This is a genomic window from Nitrospina sp. P1_D6 (genome assembly GCF_052156615.1).
Classification (GTDB): Bacteria; Nitrospinota; Nitrospinia; order Nitrospinales; family Nitrospinaceae; genus Nitrospina.
In genome coordinates, this window is record NZ_JBQKUN010000002.1 from 13,466 (window position 1) to 28,991 (window position 15,526).

16 protein-coding genes and 1 tRNA gene are annotated in these 15,526 nt (G+C 59.0%); 7 read left to right on the top strand and 10 right to left on the bottom strand.

The window, feature by feature from the left end:
• Window positions 1-3: 3 nt before the first annotated feature.
• The 4 genes from ACTRXA_RS03735 to ACTRXA_RS03750 form a co-directional block, all read right to left on the bottom strand.
• Complete coding sequence (locus ACTRXA_RS03735) at window positions 4-132, bottom strand: hypothetical protein (protein ID WP_442425872.1); 129 nt, start codon at window positions 130-132, stop codon at window positions 4-6.
• 220 nt (window positions 133-352) lie between these two features.
• Window positions 353-562, bottom strand: a complete 210-nt coding sequence (locus ACTRXA_RS03740; RefSeq protein WP_442426334.1) for a rhodanese-like domain-containing protein — start codon at window positions 560-562, stop codon at window positions 353-355.
• A gap of 36 nt (window positions 563-598) precedes the next feature.
• Complete coding sequence (locus tag ACTRXA_RS03745; protein WP_442425873.1) at window positions 599-949, bottom strand: rhodanese-like domain-containing protein; 351 nt, start codon at window positions 947-949, stop codon at window positions 599-601.
• 324 nt (window positions 950-1,273) lie between these two features.
• Complete coding sequence (locus ACTRXA_RS03750; protein WP_442425874.1) at window positions 1,274-2,716, bottom strand: SLC13 family permease; 1,443 nt, start codon at window positions 2,714-2,716, stop codon at window positions 1,274-1,276.
• Window positions 2,717-3,043: 327 nt separating this feature from the next.
• Between ACTRXA_RS03750 and ACTRXA_RS03755 the strand changes: the two genes are divergently transcribed.
• The 4 genes from ACTRXA_RS03755 to ACTRXA_RS03770 are packed head-to-tail and all read left to right on the top strand — an operon-like array spanning window position 3,044 to window position 6,677.
• Entirely contained in the window at window positions 3,044-4,351 is a 1,308-nt protein-coding gene (locus ACTRXA_RS03755; RefSeq protein WP_442425875.1) for a 3-isopropylmalate dehydratase large subunit, read from the top strand.
• A 30-nt stretch (window positions 4,352-4,381) separates the two neighbouring features.
• Window positions 4,382-4,945, top strand: coding sequence for a LeuD/DmdB family oxidoreductase small subunit (locus tag ACTRXA_RS03760; RefSeq protein WP_442425876.1), 564 nt, complete (start codon window positions 4,382-4,384; stop codon window positions 4,943-4,945).
• A gap of 34 nt (window positions 4,946-4,979) precedes the next feature.
• On the top strand, window positions 4,980-5,822 hold the full coding sequence (locus tag ACTRXA_RS03765; RefSeq protein ID WP_442425877.1) for a formylglycine-generating enzyme family protein: 843 nt from the start codon (window positions 4,980-4,982) through the stop codon (window positions 5,820-5,822).
• Window positions 5,823-5,876: 54 nt separating this feature from the next.
• Entirely contained in the window at window positions 5,877-6,677 is an 801-nt protein-coding gene (locus ACTRXA_RS03770) for a hypothetical protein (protein ID WP_442425878.1), read from the top strand.
• A 175-nt stretch (window positions 6,678-6,852) separates the two neighbouring features.
• Here ACTRXA_RS03770 and ACTRXA_RS03775 read toward each other — a convergent pair whose 3' ends face one another.
• Window positions 6,853-7,551, bottom strand: coding sequence for a hypothetical protein (locus ACTRXA_RS03775; RefSeq protein WP_442425879.1), 699 nt, complete (start codon window positions 7,549-7,551; stop codon window positions 6,853-6,855).
• Window positions 7,552-7,851: 300 nt separating this feature from the next.
• Here ACTRXA_RS03775 and ACTRXA_RS03780 point away from each other — a divergent pair, with 300 nt between their 5' ends.
• Window positions 7,852-8,247, top strand: coding sequence for a pentapeptide repeat-containing protein (locus tag ACTRXA_RS03780; protein ID WP_442425880.1), 396 nt, complete (start codon window positions 7,852-7,854; stop codon window positions 8,245-8,247).
• Window positions 8,248-8,340: 93 nt separating this feature from the next.
• Here the strand turns inward: ACTRXA_RS03780 and ACTRXA_RS03785 are convergent, their stop codons facing one another.
• Both ACTRXA_RS03785 and ACTRXA_RS03790 read right to left on the bottom strand, forming a co-directional pair.
• Window positions 8,341-8,949, bottom strand: coding sequence for a formylglycine-generating enzyme family protein (locus ACTRXA_RS03785; protein WP_442425881.1), 609 nt, complete (start codon window positions 8,947-8,949; stop codon window positions 8,341-8,343).
• Window positions 8,950-9,134: 185 nt separating this feature from the next.
• Window positions 9,135-9,210, bottom strand: a tRNA-Phe gene (locus tag ACTRXA_RS03790).
• A gap of 151 nt (window positions 9,211-9,361) precedes the next feature.
• On the opposite strand from ACTRXA_RS03790, the gene csrA reads away from it, so the two are divergent.
• Window positions 9,362-9,598, top strand: coding sequence for a carbon storage regulator CsrA (gene csrA, locus ACTRXA_RS03795; protein ID WP_442425882.1), 237 nt, complete (start codon window positions 9,362-9,364; stop codon window positions 9,596-9,598).
• Complete coding sequence (gene fliW, locus ACTRXA_RS03800; protein ID WP_442425883.1) at window positions 9,595-10,041, top strand: flagellar assembly protein FliW; 447 nt, start codon at window positions 9,595-9,597, stop codon at window positions 10,039-10,041. The genes csrA and fliW overlap by 4 nt, the downstream gene beginning before the upstream one ends.
• Before the next feature lie 8 nt (window positions 10,042-10,049).
• Here fliW and ACTRXA_RS03805 read toward each other — a convergent pair whose 3' ends face one another.
• The 3 genes from ACTRXA_RS03805 to ACTRXA_RS03815 form a co-directional block, all read right to left on the bottom strand.
• On the bottom strand, window positions 10,050-11,402 hold the full coding sequence (locus ACTRXA_RS03805) for a hypothetical protein (protein ID WP_442425884.1): 1,353 nt from the start codon (window positions 11,400-11,402) through the stop codon (window positions 10,050-10,052).
• A gap of 112 nt (window positions 11,403-11,514) precedes the next feature.
• Window positions 11,515-14,217 carry an AAA family ATPase gene (locus ACTRXA_RS03810; protein ID WP_442425885.1) on the bottom strand — a complete coding sequence of 901 codons (2,703 nt, stop codon included), beginning with the start codon at window positions 14,215-14,217 and terminating at the stop codon, window positions 11,515-11,517.
• 19 nt (window positions 14,218-14,236) lie between these two features.
• Window positions 14,237-15,490, bottom strand: a complete 1,254-nt coding sequence (locus tag ACTRXA_RS03815) for a metallophosphoesterase family protein (RefSeq protein WP_442425886.1) — start codon at window positions 15,488-15,490, stop codon at window positions 14,237-14,239.
• Between the last annotated feature and the right edge of the window lie 36 nt (window positions 15,491-15,526).

Below are 15,526 nucleotides of genomic sequence, written 5' to 3' on the forward strand. Positions count from 1 at the left end.
TACTCATTTCAATTTCGTCGCCTGCGGCTCCTCATAAGACAACTTGATGTAAAAGCCACCCAGCCCCACTGCGTGGGGAGGAAGCCGGGTACTGCTCTCCCAGCGAACGATGGTCTGAGGGCCCAATTTCAAATACAATCTGTTTCCTCCGGGTGTGACCCGGCTTCGGAGAAGGGGGAGCCTAAAAACCCCCCTCCCAGCCCGTCACTCTGTGAGTGCCTCCACGGGTGGAACCCATGATAACGTTTGCAGCAATGGGATGAAATCGAAATGGTAGAAGATGCAGAACCGGGCCCAACCGATCCTCGTCTGCCAGAAAGGAATGACCCCGTTTCTTCTCCCTGCAAGGGAGCTACATTTGAGAGCGGTAGCGGGGGATGGAGGGATCGGCGATCTGCGAGTAGGCATCGATGCCGCCGATGAGGTTGTACACGGTGTCGACACCGGATTCTTTCAGGATTTTCCCGGCGCGGAGGGACCGCTCGCCGAAGTGGCAATAGACCACGATCTCGTCTTCGAACGCCAGTTCCTGGAACCGGGCCCACGGACCCTCGTCTGCCAGAAAGGAACGACCCCGTTTCCTCTCCCTGCAAGGGAGCTACATTTGAGAGCGGTAGCGGGGGATGGAGGGATCGGCGATCTGCGAGTAGGCATCGATGCCGCCGATGAGGTTGTACACGGTGTCGACACCGGATTCTTTCAGAATCTTCCCGGCGCGGAGGGACCGCTCGCCGAAGTGGCAATAGACCACGATCTCGTCTTCGAACGCCAGTTCCTGGAACCGGTCCACGAGCTGGTTGAGCGGAATGTGGATGGAATCCGGCAGCGCGGAGAGGGAATGTTCCCAGTCTTCCCGCACGTCCAGCAGACACTCGATTTCACCCTTGTCCAGCCGCTTCTTCAACTCCGACGGCGACATGGGCAGGATCTCCAGCGACTCGGCATCCATACTTACGTGCCTCCCTGTAAAGGATTCCACCCGCAATGTTCCAAGCGAGCGGTCATAACAACCTTGACCCTTATATAATCTAGCATTACCCAAAAGGGTAGGTCACGACTTTTTGCTAATTTTAATGACAACTATTCACAATTTGAATATACTGCGCATCCTAAATATGTGGGTGGGCACCTTTTTTTAGGTTGTGTGCCAAAACGATCTTTTCTTGTCAGCCAAAACTGAAATTAAAGTTGAAGGCAGGAAGTGAGGCACTCTGTGTCTTCCAAGGTTGGCCACCCCTCCCGGTCTCCTTGGCCTGCCTTCTTTCTTTTTCCCTCATTCGAACCCGATGAGGGGCCAGTATCCCCAAAGCAGAACCAGGTAGGACAACATCCCAAGCGCGCTGAGCAAAAGCCCCGCCTTCACCATGTCGGTCAACGGAATGTAGCGCGAGGAGTACGCCAGCGCCGACGCCGGTGTGGCGATGGGCAGGATGAACGCGAAGTTGCTGGGCAGGATGACGGTCATCGTCGCCACCACCGGGCTGATGCCGTACGCCGGGCACAGGGTGAGCGCCGGCGGCAGCAGGATGGCGATGACGGCGCTGTTGCTCATGAAGGTGGTGAACAGGACCGAGAGCACCGCCAGCGTCAGCAGGAAGGCCGTCGGCGACGCGATCCATCCATGGAACACTTTCTCCGCCAGCCACAGGGCGGCCCCCGATTCCGCCATCACTTCCCCCAGGCAGATGGCGCCTCCGTACATCAGGATGATGGCCCAGTTGACGTGCGGCTCCACCGCGCGCCAGGTGATGAGGTTCAGCACGAACAGCGCGAACACCGCCATCAGGGCGATGTTGGCGATGCCCAGGGTGTCGCCGAACCCGAACCACAGCACCAGGGTGACGGCCATCACCGCACCGACGCCCATCTCCTGGTACGAAATCTTACCGAGGCTCAGCGATTTGCGCTCCAGCGTCTCCAGAGCCGGGGTCACATCGACGGCCTCCGGCTTGAACAGCGTGCGCAGGACCACCCACCCGCAGACCAGAAGGATGGGAATCATCGGGAAGGTCAGCACCGAGTATTGCAGGATGCCCAGCGTGTGTTCGTTTTCGGTGCCCTTCTCCAGCATCTCGACGGCCAGGGGCACGCGTCCGCCGCCCAGCACGGTGGTGGCGCCGCCGATGATGCACCCCCAGCCGAGCGCAAAGTACAACTGCTTGCCGTACTGCGAACGCCCCGGAGCGAGCTGCAGGGCGGAGGCGATCTCCGCCACGATGGGAAACAGCATCGCCGCCACGGCGTGCTCGGACATGATGGTGGAACCCGCCGCCCCAAACAGGTAGATGGAGGCCAGCAGCTTGCGCGGGTCGTGGCCCCAGTTCTCGATCGTCCACAGGGACAGACGCACGCTGAGCCCGCAGGAGATCATCGCGCCGGATAAAATGAACGCGCCCAGGATGAAGAACACCGCCTTGTTGCCGAAAAACTCGTACACCTGCGAGTCTTCCATGATGCCCAAGAGGGGCACCGCGCCGATGACGAACAGGCTCGTTGCCGACAGCGGAATGACGTTGGTGGACCACAACGCGACGGAGAGCCCGAACAGGCACAACACTTTGTACGCCTGCGGGGTCAGCCCCTCGGGAGCGTCCTGGTTGAGGAACACCACGAACAGCGCGAACAGGATCGCCACCACAATGCCGCGGCGCAGGCGGTCGAAAGCCACGATCCACAGCGGGCGGCGGTCGATGACGATTTTGGGCGATTCGTTCACGAGGCGGATAAGATTTTGAAATTCAACGATAAAAGGCCAATTGACCTAAACTACAAGAAATGCGGGGGTGATTCAATAACTATAACGGCTTGCGGGGTTGCGAGAGACCTCCGGGGAACGGGGTGAAACGGTGGGTGCATGCAGGATGCAATCTCCCGCTCAGGAAAAGCCTCAGACTGTTCCTGCCCGCCACATTTCTTTATCCCTTGGGCGTCGGCTCTTTTTTTGTTCCTGAAAAGCGGGTATAAATGGTAAGGTAGAACACCTGTTCAGGTAACAAATCCATACAATTGAACGAATCAACCGCTCCCGTCGGAGAACGCACTAATGGGAATGACCATCACTGAAAAAATCATAGCCGCTCATTCGGGCAAAGCCTCGGTCAAACCGGGCGACAATGTCTGGGTGGATGTGGATGTCCTGATGACGCACGACGTGTGCGGCCCGGGCACCATTGGCATCTTCAAAAAACAATTCGGCGAAAACGCCAGGGTCTGGGACCGCGAGAAAGTGGTCATCATTCCGGACCACTATATATTCACGTCCGATCCGCACGCCAACCGCAATGTCGACATCATCCGCGCGTTCGCCAAGGAGCAGGACCTTCCTTATTATTACGACGTCGGCACCGACAACTACAAGGGCGTCTGCCACGTGGCGCTGGCGCAGGAAGGCCACAACCGGCCGGGCGAGGTGCTGTTCGGCACCGATTCGCACACCTGCACCTCCGGCGCGTTCGGCATGTTCTCGACCGGCATCGGCAACACCGACGCCGCGTTCATCCTGGGCACCGGCAAGCTGTGGGTGAAAGTGCCCGAAACCATGCGCTTCGAGTTCCGCGGCCAGTTCCCGCCCTACATCATGGCGAAGGACATCCTTCTCCAGGTGATCGGCGACATCGGCTGCGACGGCGCGACGTACCGTACCATGGAATGGGCGGGAGACGCGGTGATGAGCCTGTCCATGGAAGAGCGCATGACGCTCTGCAACATGGCCATCGAGGCGGGCGGCAAGAACGCCGTCATCGAAGCCGACCAGACCACCTTCGATTACCTGGAGACGCGCAACAAGAAACCGTATAACGTGGTGCACGGCGACAAGGACGCGAGCTACTTCTTCTCCAAGGTGTACGATGCCGATGCCATGGAGCCGGTGGTGGCCAAGCCGCATTCGCCGGACAACCGGGCACTGGCACGCGAGTGCAGCGACGTCAAGCTCGACCGCGCCTACATCGGGTCGTGTACCGGCGGCAAGCTGACGGATTTCATCGCCGCGGCGGAAATCCTGAAAGGCGAGAAGGTCAAGATCGGGACCTTCATCGTGCCTGCCACCATGGAAGTGGAAAAAGAATTGAACACCCACAAGATCGACGGCAAGACGGTCATGCAGATTTTCGAGGAAGCGGGATGCCAGATCGGCGAGCCCTCCTGCGCCGCCTGCCTGGGCGGTCCGGCGGACACCTTCGGCCGGACGCAGGGCGAGGAAGTGGTGATCTCCACCACCAACCGCAACTTCCCCGGACGCATGGGGTCGAAGCAGTCCTCGGTTTTCCTGGCGTCCCCGTACACGGCGGCGGCTTCGGCCCTCACCGGACGGGTGACCGATCCTCGTGAATTCATGGCCGCGGCGGTATAACCGCCGTTCGGCCTTTGGAGTTTCATACACATGAAAAAGAAAATTTCGGGGCGTGCGTACGTCCTCGGCAACAATATCGATACCGACCAGATCATCCCCGCTCAACACTTGGTGTACAGCCTGAGCGATCCGGAAGAACGCAAGAACTACGGCAAGTTCGCCCTCTCCGGCGTGCCGAATGAGGCCGCGGGCCTGCCGCAGGGCAACAAACCGTTCGTGGAAGAGGGCTACGAGTCGCCCTACACCATTGTCATCGGCGGCAAGAACTTCGGTTGCGGTTCGTCGCGCGAACACGCCCCGGCATGCATGGAGATCGCCGGCGTGCAGGCGGTGGTGGCGGAATCCTACGCCCGCATCTTCTACCGCAACTCGGTGGACGGCGGCTTCTTCATTCCGCTGGAAACGAAGGACCCGCTGACTGACAAGATCCAGACCGGGGACGATCTCGAGATCGATCTGGAATCGAACACGCTGACCAACAAGACGCAGAACACGACGTACCCGTTGCAGCCGCTGGGCGATGTCATCGACATCATCGAGGCGGGCAACATTTTTGAATACGCCCGCAAGTCCGGGCTGATTCAAAGCAACTGACCGGTTACCAACCCCATTCATCGGGAACCGCTCCATGAACCCTGAGGTGCAGGAACCGCACTCTCCGGGAGGGTGCTTTGGGTCTGGGCCGCGTGCCTGGGTACCCATCCTCATCGCCCTTCTGCTCGGCGGCGGGCTTTCGGCCTGCGCTTCCAATCCTTCCCACAATCCCAGTCCCGGCATGGTTTTCGTTCCTGCCGACCCCTTTGTCATGGGCAGTTCCGAGGACGACATCCAGTGGGCCGCCAGGACGTTTTTTTCCGAGTCGCTGGAATACTACCGCGACGAAACTCCCGCCCACAAAGTTCAGGTGAAGCCGTTTGAGATCGACAAACACGAGGTCACCAACGCCGAATACCGAACGTATCTGAAAGCCACCGGACGCCCCGCACCCAAATACATGGACAATGAAAAGTTCAACCAGCCCACCCAGCCTGTGGTCGGGGTGACCTGGCAGGAGGCACACGATTACTGCGAATGGGCCGGCAAGCGGCTGCCGACAGAGGTGGAATGGGAAAAAGCCGCGCGCGGCTCCGACGGCCGTTTCTATCCGTGGGGCAACGATCCCGACCCCACGCGTGCCAACGCCCGCGGCATGAAGGACGGGCACCGTTACCCGGCCCCGGTCGGCACCTTTCCAATGGGAGCCAGTCCCTATGGGGCACTCGACATGGCGGGCAATGTGTGGGAGTGGACCTCCGACTGGTACCTGCCCTACCCTGAAAATCTAGTCAAAAACGACCTTTACGGCAACACGTTCCGGGTCATGCGCGGCGGCTCCTGGTTTTCGAATATGGATTTGGCTCGTTCGACGGTTCGCGGTAAACTGACCCCGGATCAGCGGCAGAACTATATCGGGTTTCGGTGTGCGCGGTGAGGCATCCGTAGAGGAAGGGACCCCAAACAGGACTCACAACAAGGAAGGACCACAATGAAACGATTCCATACCTATCCGGCATTGATGGCATTGATCACTCTCTTCGTGCTTGCTGGGTGTTCCTCCGGCAAGTCCCCGCATGGGTACGGCGCCTACGGTTACGGCAAAAAAGGCGCGACGAAGGGCAGTTACCACGGTTACGGAAAGCGCACCGGCCCGCCGGAAGACATCCCCCAGCACATCCTGGAGCACACCAACGCCGATGGCAGCGGCATCAACCTCAACAATTCGCACATCGGCGTGAAAGGCATGCGCATTCTTGCCCAGACGCCCAAAGCCCAGAATGTACGCACGCTGGCCCTCAAATCCAACGACCTGGGTGATGAGGGCGTGAAGATCCTCGCCGATTCAGGGACCTTCAAAAACCTGGAAAAACTTTCGTTGTGGGACAACAAGATCACTCCCACCGGGGCGCAAATGCTGGTGGACTCCGCCAATTTTCAGGGCCTGACGGAACTCAACCTGATGAAAAACCAGTTGAACGACGAAGGGGTGAAGGTGCTGGTGAATTCGGCCATCGTGGATTCATTGACCCTGCTGGACCTCAGCAAGAATAAAATCACCGATGAAGGTGCGATCGCCATTGCCAACTCACCCAAGCTGGTGAACCTGAAGCGGCTGGACCTGTACCGCAACCAGATCAGCCCCAAAGGAGCCGAGGCCCTGCTCAATTCACCCTATCTCAAGAACCTTGAGCACCTGGAGCTGACGGCAAACTCCATTGACGTCGACAGCTCCAACCGGCTGAGGGAATCGCACGCGCTTCCAAACCTGCGCTACCTCGCGATTTATTGATCGGACCCTGTCCGGGGTGAACGTCCCCCATCCAGAAGCAGGGGGAACAACCGCCAAAGACAAAAGCCCTCTTCTTAAAGAAGAGGGCTTTTTTCATCTGCACCGGACACCGTCCGCACGCCAATGATCCTCACCGAAGCAAGGCCGCAGGCCTCGGCCTGTTAACGCAGTGGAGCTAGAAGCGGACGTGCAGGCCGATGGTGAAGACGGGATAGAACGGCACGTCGCTGAGATCGTCCTCCAACTGCCGCGCCTCGCGGTTGAGATCCGCCTGGGAAATGGCGGGTCCACTGAGTTGCCGGAGGTTGACTTCCGAATCGCCGACATAAATCACACCCAGGTCCATCGAAAGCCCCACCGCAACCGGCAGATCGAGAAAATTGTCGTCCGCCGCGTTGCCCCAGCCGATGCCGAGATAAGGTCCAAAGTCCTGCCCATGCTGGATGTCCGCACGCACGGAGGCATTGTTATATGTATTGTTGCCCACCCGGAGGTTGCCGGAGGCGGTCAGAATGGCATCGTGATCCAGCCAGAACACCCCGCCCGTTACACGGAAATTGCCGTGAAACGGATGGACGTCAATGAACAGCGGAACGTCCTGGAATTCCAGGTCGGCTTCGTAATCGACCCCACCCAGGTCATCAATCGATGTGGAAAAATAGGTGAGGTTGTTGTAGCCGAGACGCAGGTTGACCCAGTTGGTGATGAGCGGAACCGTCAGGTCCGCACCCAGGCCCGTGGTCCCCGCCTTGCCTGTGATCCCGACACCCAGAACCGCCGATTGTCCAGGTGAGGCGAAAGCCAGAAATGCGGCCACCACCGACACCGCCACCCACGATATTCTCCTAACCGAATTCCCCCCTGGTTGTTTCATGCTCCCCTCCTTTTGCGACGGATTGTCTGGTGTGAAAGAATGGACCGCCCGGGCCACGCGCCCTTACGCCGATAAAACAAACAAAAAATAAGGGGACTTCCGACAGTTGTCAAACTATTAAGAACGCCGGTTCATGCAATCGGGTCAAAATCAAAGCAAGGCAGTTCGTATGGGTTTCCCGAAAAGACTTGCAAAAGCTCCCCCGTCGTTTAAAACTGAATAATATAAGTCCCACAGTCCAAACACGGTAAAACAGGATTTCACCGGACAGCAACTCAGGATTTGAGGACGTTTCCCTCCATGGCCAAGGCACAATTCTTATCGGACCGGCAGCGGGCTGAAAAAGGCAAACGCAATCTGATTCGCGCCGACCTTTCCTGGCAGAGTCTAGGCGGAGCCAACCTGACAGGGGGGAATTTGCGCGGCGCCAACCTTTCACACGCCAACCTGTCCGCCGCCAATTTGAGTGAATGCAACCTGGCCGCCGCCAACCTGACTGGAGCCAACCTGCAAAACGTGAAACTCGACCGCGCCGTTCTGACCGGGGCCGATTTCACCAAAACCGATCTCTCCGGAACGTACCTGAGGAATGTGGACCTGAGCCGCGTCCGCAACCTGACCCGGGCGCAACTCAATACCGCCATCGTGGACACCGCCACCACAAAACTCCCCACCTACCTGAGTAAAGGGAGTTGAACCCAAACGGAAACGGAATCAAGACCCGGGTCGCAATCCGGACCTCATCCCACACTGAAGTGTATTGCAAAAAGAAATTACTGGAGCAAGTAACTAAGGGGTGAGGGCACAGCGGAAGCCGACGTAGTGGTACTGGTAATGCGGCAGGCTTAAGATACGGTAAGCGGTCTGCAAGGTTTCTTTGCCGTTCCGCCAGGAACCACCGCGCTGAACCTTGCCGCCGTTTTCGTGATCGCTCGCCGTCCACTCCCACACATTGCCCGCCATGTCGTAAAGACCGAATGCGTTCGGCGGTTTCTGCCCGACGGGGTGCGTCTGCTTGTCCGCGTTTTCCTTGTACCAGGCGTGATCGACCGCGGGCGCGTCGCCCCAGTAATAGGGAGTGGCCGTGCCCGCCTTCGCCGCCTTTTCCCATTCCCATTCCGTCGGCAGGCGGCGCCCGGTTTTCAGACAATAGTCCCGCGCCTCGAACCAGTCCACCTTCTCCACCGGACGGTCGGGGTCTTTAAAGAAAGACGGATTGCGCCCGATCACGCGTTCGTATTCTTTTTGCGTCACTTCGTGGGTGTCGATATAGAACGCCTTGAGCTCCACCGCGCGTGCTTTGTCCGGGGGGCCGGCGGTGAAAGGTCCGGCAGGAATGAGTGTCATGCCATCGACGGCCTGTTCGATTTCCTGCGCGGTGACGGCAGGTGCGGCCAACGCTTTCGTGGGAGTGAAAAGGAGGAAGGAAAAAGAAAAAAGAAAAAACCAGCGTCCCGCTCCACTTCGAAACGCGGCAGCAATCTTTGTGCGGGTCCAGCCAATCATGCTCAAAAGCTTATCACGATTGCAATGGGGTGCAAAAAAGAGGATTGCGATGCTGGAGAAAGCGTGCAAGGAAAGGATGGTGCCGAGGGACGGAATCGAACCGCCGACACGAGGATTTTCAGTCCTCTGCTCTACCGACTGAGCTACCTCGGCCCACTGTTGCCGCTGGATCAAGAATCAGGGAAATTAGCACAATCCCCCTACCCTGTCAATTGAATCGCCCGTCCATCTTTTCCCGGACCGCCCCGGGTTCATCTGTTATAATCACGCAAGCGGGTCCCGGTCACCAACAAGAGGAGTCGGCATGCTGGTTTTGACGCGAAAAGTCGGGGAAAGCATTCGAATCAACGACGACATCAAGGTGACGGTGATCGAAATCAAGGGCAAGACCATCCGGCTGGGCATCGAGGCGGCCCCCGACACCAAGATTTACCGCGAGGAGGTGTTCGCCCGCATCAAGGAAGAAAACCAGTCCGCCGCCTCGCCGCAGTTCGATCCCGCCGCCCTCCATCAGATTCTGCAGGACAATATCAAGCTATGAAGTATGCCTCCACACGCCTTGGGGAATTCGAGGTTCCGCCCGCCTCCGTCCTCACCTTCACGCAGGGGCTGTCCGGCTTCGAGCTGGAGACGGAGTACGCGGTGCTCCCTTTCGACGCCAGGACCGAAAGCCCTCTCCACTGGTTGCACTCGCTGACCAACCCGGGCCTCGCGTTCGTGGTGACCAATCCCTTCCTCTTCGTTCCCGATTATAAAGTGGACCTCACCGCCGCCGACAAGGCGGAGCTGGGCATCGGCGTCAACGACACGCTGGCGGTTCTGGTGATCGTCCGCGTTCCGGAGGATTACCGGCAAATGACGGCCAACCTGATTGCGCCGGTGGTCATCAATGAAGCGCGGCGCCTGTGCAAGCAGGTGGTCCTCACCCATCCGGATTACGACACCCGGCATTACCTGCTGCCGGAATCCGTCCGCAAAAACTGAAAAAGACGTCAACGCACAGGGGCGGGGGAATCCTTACCGAATTTCAAAAGGTGGGCTTCAAACTCCGGGTAGGGACTGCGCACATCGACGTAAATATAATGCGCCCGCGAGTTGGAGTTCAACGCGAAGTTGAGGCGGGACACCTGCGTGCCGTCCACAAACATGACGTCTGTGGCGGTTCCCGCCGGACGGAAATCCGGATGGGCCCGCACGAAATCGATGAAGTACTCAAAACCCTGAACGCACAAGGCAGATGCGAGGTCCACCAGGTCGCACACCGCGCGCAGGCCGGTGGCATTGTTTTTGGTGAGCCCCTCCAGTTTCTCGGCACGGGTCACGGCTTTTTCGATCTCCCTTTTCTCCGGCTTGGCGGCAAACACCTTTACGATTTCTTCCGGCGCCATGTCGTAACGGAACGCCACATTGTAATCGCTCTGGATGCGGGTATTGTACCGGGTCACCCGCACCCGGCCCCAGGTTTTTGATTGCAGCACCTCGGTTTGTGCGGCTTTATGAAAGTTTTCCGCACCCTGGATGCATTCCTGCGGAGAAAGGGATACATCGCAGTAAAATGTGGGCAGTTGCAGTTTCTTGAACGTGTCGCCGAACCGTTCCTGAATGGTTTCGTACGCTTTCTTCTGAATCTCCCACTCGTTCCAGGTCGTGTCTGCGCGCAGCTGCTGTGTCATCCTCTCCACATCCGCATCGTAGCGGAGGGGCAGGATTTCCGGGTTCTCCTTCGCCGTTTCGGAATCGGTGATTGTCACCTCCGCCCACATCTTGCGGCGAAGCGCCGGATCGGGTTCCACTTTGGCCAGCGTTTCGTATCCCCGCAAACACTGATCGTTGGTGATGGTGAGCGAGCAGTACAACTCGCGGATGAAGAGCTTGCCGTGAATGGTGGTTTTGACGGCGGCGATCTTTTCCAGAAACGCCTGCTGGTCCGCAGGTGACAACCGTTCGCGAAGAATACGTGCCAGATCCGCCACCTCCGCATCCCACGGAATCAGTACGGTGTGGAATCCACCGGTACGCAAAAACCGCGTGCTGATGGCCACGCGATTGAGGTCTGCGTCAGGCACTTCCTTCAACGCGGCGGTGAGGGTGAGAACTCCCTTCAGGCATTCGAGAATGCGCCGGGTTTCCCCTTCCCGGTCGCCGAACTTTTCCATGAAGGGAAAACATTCCAGGCGGGCGATGCCATAGGTTTTTTCAAGAAACTGTTTCTGGAGGACCAACCGGTTGAAGGCGCTTTCTTCGGCCTGGGCCGGAAATGCGGCCGTGAGGAAAAAAATACCCAGCAGGGCCGCCGCCAGAAGGCTTGGGGTCTGCGTTGCGCGTGGGATTCGGATTGCCTTCATGCCGACGCCTCCATTACAGGAAAAGGGGAAGATACCCCCCGATTGTACCACCCCCGGCCTTGGCAAAACCACTTCAAGGGAACCCGGTTCAGAAACGGGAAATGAAACACGTTCAGGCGGAAGGCAGAGGCACCTCATAAGCGCCGTGACGCAGGCACAACTCCCGCGAGGCGCTGTGGCAGGACAGCACGATCACCTGCCGGTCTTTCGCAAACTCCACCAGCACTTCCACGAAGCGGTCCCGGCGGGCGTCGTCGAAGTTCACCCACACGTCGTCCATCAGCACCGGCAGCGGCTCGGATTCCTTTTCGTATTCCTGGATGAGCGCGAGGCGCAGCGCCAGGTACAACTGCTCGCGCGTGCCGCGGCTCAGGTGTTCCACCGGTTTGAAGTCGCCGGAAGCGGTCCGTACGTCCACCACGTCCGATTCCATTTGATACCGCACCGCCTCATACGCTCCCCCGGTGATGCGGCCGAACCAGTCCGACGCGGCGCGGTAAACAGCGGGCTGATGCGTTTCCTGATATGTTTTGAGGGACCGGTCGAGCATGGAAAGCGTGAGCGTCGCCACCGCCCAGTCGCGGCCGGCCCGGTCCAGTCTCTGCTTCAGCATCCCCACCCGCGACTGCGCCTCGAACAAGGCATCGTTGCTGGCCAGACGCTCCTGCTCCTTTTTACAACCGCCGAGTTTCTGATCGACCTCCTGAATCTGTTTTACCAGCTCATCCACCTGTTCCTCGGATGCAATGCGTTCGGAGTCCAGCCGGGTCGGCTCGGCATCCCGCAACTCCTTCACAACCGCGTCGAACGCCTCGCCCACGCCCATGCGCGACTGGACATCCTGCCGCGCGCGATCGGCTTTCTGCTTCAGTCCACAGGCCCGTTTCCAGGAGGACACCAGTTCTTCAAACCCGGCCTCGTCCTTCGCTCCCGCTTCGAGGATGAGCCTGTCCAGATTGCGTCGCGGTGTCTCCTTTACCGCTTTCAAACGCTCAAGCCTCTCTACGTGCTCCTCAAGAGATGCATTGATCTGCCTGCGCTCCTCCTGCCGCGCACGCTGGGCTTCATAACGGTCCGCCACCCATTCCATGTTCACCAGCAGGTTGTCTTTCAATTTCGTTCCGGGCAAGGCCGATGCCGCACGTTCCACCAAAGACCGTCCCTTTTGCAAATCGGCTTCCATGGATTCGATCCGCGCATCCAGTTCGTCCCTCTCGCGAAGCAAATCCTGGGTGCGCTCGATTCGCCGCATCACGTCTTCCAGCTGGTTCGCATCCAGCCCGGTGTGAAAACCGCGTTCCGCAAGCCATCCCTGCCAGTCCTTGATGTAACGCGCCCGCTCGGCCTGCGCCTGCTCCACATCGTCACGATAATGCCGTTCCAGGGGATCTTCGGCCTGCACGGAGTGCGATTGCCTGCGAACCCATACAGCGGCCGCCGCCGCAAGCACGGTACCCAGCACGGCAATCCCGACACCCCACAAAAACCCCGCGAACCACGCAGCCACACCCCCCGCAATGCTCAACCCCGCAAACAGAAACAGGAACACGCTCACCCCCGCAGGCACGGAAGGGCGGGCGCTTTCGCGTGCCCGGTGCTCGAAGTGCGAGTCCAGAAGAGCCTGAGCTTTCGATATTGATTCCGCGGCGGATTCCAGTTCAGAGCGGTGCCTGCGGGCGCGGGCCTGCAATTCGTCGATCTTCTGGAACGATTTCAACCGCACTGCGTTCCAGCCCTCGCCGATGCGATTGAGGTTCTGTTCAATCACTCTTTTTTTTTCACTGCGCTGGCGACGGAGGCCGTCGATGTCCTTCAGAATATTGCTCACCGACTGGTGTGACTGGGTGAGCTGTTTCACCTCCGCCTCCAGTTGCAACAGCGCGTCGTTGATCTCGATAGCATCCCGCGCCTTTTGCAGACGTTCGACTTCCTGCTGAGTTTCATCGTGCTGTTTTTTGAGCGACGCCCATTCCCTCCGAAGTGCGTGAAACTGCTCCACCACCGGTTCGCTGAGATCCGGCACACCGTGCATCGCTTCAAGAGCGTTTTCAGAGTCCACCCAGTCCACGAACCGGGGATACACCTCACTCAACGCCTTCAATCTCTGCACCCGGTGCTGGGCTTCGGCCAGCGGTTCCCTGAGCGCTGCGCGTTTCTGCGTGAGCGACTCGATTTCCGCGTGCAGGGCATCGTACTGCACGAGGTCTTTCTGCATTTCCTGAATTTCCTTTTCGCGCTTTTTGATTTCGGCGGTGAGGGCATTGATGGTTTGTGTTTTTCCCCGTTGCCTGAACAATCTGTCGCGATGTTCGGCCAGAGCCCCCTTCACCCCGGCGAGCGACACCGCCCCCAGGCCCAGTCCCGCACCGACGATGCGTTGTTTCACTTCCTCGTCCTTCACAAAATCCAGTTGCTGCAATTCCTCAATGGTGAAGGCATACGTGTTCTTGAACAATCCGGCGGGAATGTATCCCAGAAACGGGTTGAGGTTCGGCTGCTCACCCACGGTGCGCGATGGCGTGGTGATACTGACTTGCGTTTTCTGTTTGCTTTGAACACTGCGCAGAATTGCCACCGCCTCGCCGTTCGCCGATTCGCACTCCAGCGATCCCTCCTGCTTCCCCCCGTCCTCCGGAGCATATTGATCCGCATACATGGAGTCTTCGCCGAACAGCGCCCAGCGGACGAACTGGAGGAGGGTCGTCTTGCCCGCTTCATTTTCTCCATAAAGGAGGTTGAGGCCGGGACGCAGTCCGGTGACGGACGTGTCTTTGAACGCCCCGAATCGTTTGATGTGCAATGCGCGCAGTTGCATGGTTTATTCCCGGTCTCCGTCAATCCTCATCCGCCAGCAGGTGGTCCAGCGTCAGGTCACGAGCCTGTGCAACCCACTCCCTGAGCGTGTCCGCATCCGGCGGCGGCAGGCGTCCACCGCGCTCGGCGAACACCGGCTCCAAATCCCTGAGTAAATCTTCCAGGTCGTCCTTCGCCAGTACCGCGTCGTAACGGGCAATGACATCGGCGATGAAGTCCCTGCCCTGCCTCAGGGCATCGAGGTCGTAATGACCCGTGGTGCGCGATTCCAATTCCACCCATACCCGTTGCGTGCCTCCTTCAAATTCCGTCAACACGTGTTCCCGAAGGGCCGCGAGGTCTTCCGTATTCTGCAACAAGGCGTGCACCCGGGTGCGGCCGGTGAGGGTCCACTCGGCAACCAGGTCGCGTCCGTCGATGGCAGTCAACCGATTGCGGCAGGCATCGGCGATGCGGGCGGCCACCGCATCCGCCGTGTCGTATCCGGTCACATCGAGTTGCTCCCTTATAAAGCGCACGGTGTCCACTGCATGAAACACGATGTCGGGCGCTTTGCCTTTCTCAAGCGCTACCAGAAAGCATCCCTTTTCGCCGCCTTCCCTGAAATGCCGTGCCTGCGGGTTGCCGCTGTACACCACCGCCGGGTGTGCGTCACGCAACACTTGCCAGGCATGGATGTGGCCCAGCGCCCAGTAATCGACCGCCACTCCGCACAGGTCCTCAATCTTGCACGGCGCGTAGTTGTCGTGATTGCTGTTGCCGCCGACGTTGGCATGCAGTACGGCGACGGTCGGCACGGTTGTGTCGATGCCCGTAAACAACGGCACCAGGGTGTCGCGGACTTCTTTTTTCGGGTAGCTGGTGCCGGAAATTTCAGCGACAACCCGCCCATCGCGTTCGACGGGAATCGACACCACCTCATTGCCGGGGAACACGTGCACCCCTTCCGGCCATTGCAAGGTGTGCGACCAGGAGCTCAAAGGATCGTGATTGCCGTGCGCGATGAACGCGGGAATGCCCGCCGCGCTCAGGCGGTCGAGTTCCTTCCTGAAACGGAACTGCGCCTGCAGACTCTTGTCCTCACCATCGAACACGTCCCCCGCAATGACGACGGCATCCACTTTTTCATTCAACGCGAGGGTGACGATGTTGGCGAAGGCTTCGGAGGTCGCGACGCGCAGGCGGTCACGCATGGCGTCATCGACGCCGTCCAGCTTCTTGAACGGGCTGTCGATGTGGAGATCCGAGCAATGGATGAAACGGAAGGCAGACACGGCACCGCCTGGTTGAGTTGAGCATTGTGGAAAGTG

Excerpts from the sequence above, each read along its gene's own strand:
- ACTRXA_RS03745 (WP_442425873.1), bottom strand. The coding sequence starts at position 949 with ATGGATGCCGAGTCGCTGGAGATCCTGCCCATGTCGCCGTCGGAGTTG.
- ACTRXA_RS03755 (WP_442425875.1), top strand. The coding sequence starts at position 3,044 with ATGGGAATGACCATCACTGAAAAAATCATAGCCGCTCATTCGGGCAAA.
- ACTRXA_RS03760 (WP_442425876.1), top strand. The coding sequence starts at position 4,382 with ATGAAAAAGAAAATTTCGGGGCGTGCGTACGTCCTCGGCAACAATATC.
- ACTRXA_RS03765 (WP_442425877.1), top strand. The coding sequence starts at position 4,980 with ATGAACCCTGAGGTGCAGGAACCGCACTCTCCGGGAGGGTGCTTTGGG.
- ACTRXA_RS03770 (WP_442425878.1), top strand. The coding sequence starts at position 5,877 with ATGAAACGATTCCATACCTATCCGGCATTGATGGCATTGATCACTCTC.
- ACTRXA_RS03775 (WP_442425879.1), bottom strand. The coding sequence starts at position 7,551 with ATGAAACAACCAGGGGGGAATTCGGTTAGGAGAATATCGTGGGTGGCG.
- ACTRXA_RS03780 (WP_442425880.1), top strand. The coding sequence starts at position 7,852 with ATGGCCAAGGCACAATTCTTATCGGACCGGCAGCGGGCTGAAAAAGGC.
- csrA (WP_442425882.1), top strand. The coding sequence starts at position 9,362 with ATGCTGGTTTTGACGCGAAAAGTCGGGGAAAGCATTCGAATCAACGAC.
- fliW (WP_442425883.1), top strand. The coding sequence starts at position 9,595 with ATGAAGTATGCCTCCACACGCCTTGGGGAATTCGAGGTTCCGCCCGCC.
- ACTRXA_RS03805 (WP_442425884.1), bottom strand. The coding sequence starts at position 11,402 with ATGAAGGCAATCCGAATCCCACGCGCAACGCAGACCCCAAGCCTTCTG.
- ACTRXA_RS03810 (WP_442425885.1), bottom strand. The coding sequence starts at position 14,217 with ATGCAACTGCGCGCATTGCACATCAAACGATTCGGGGCGTTCAAAGAC.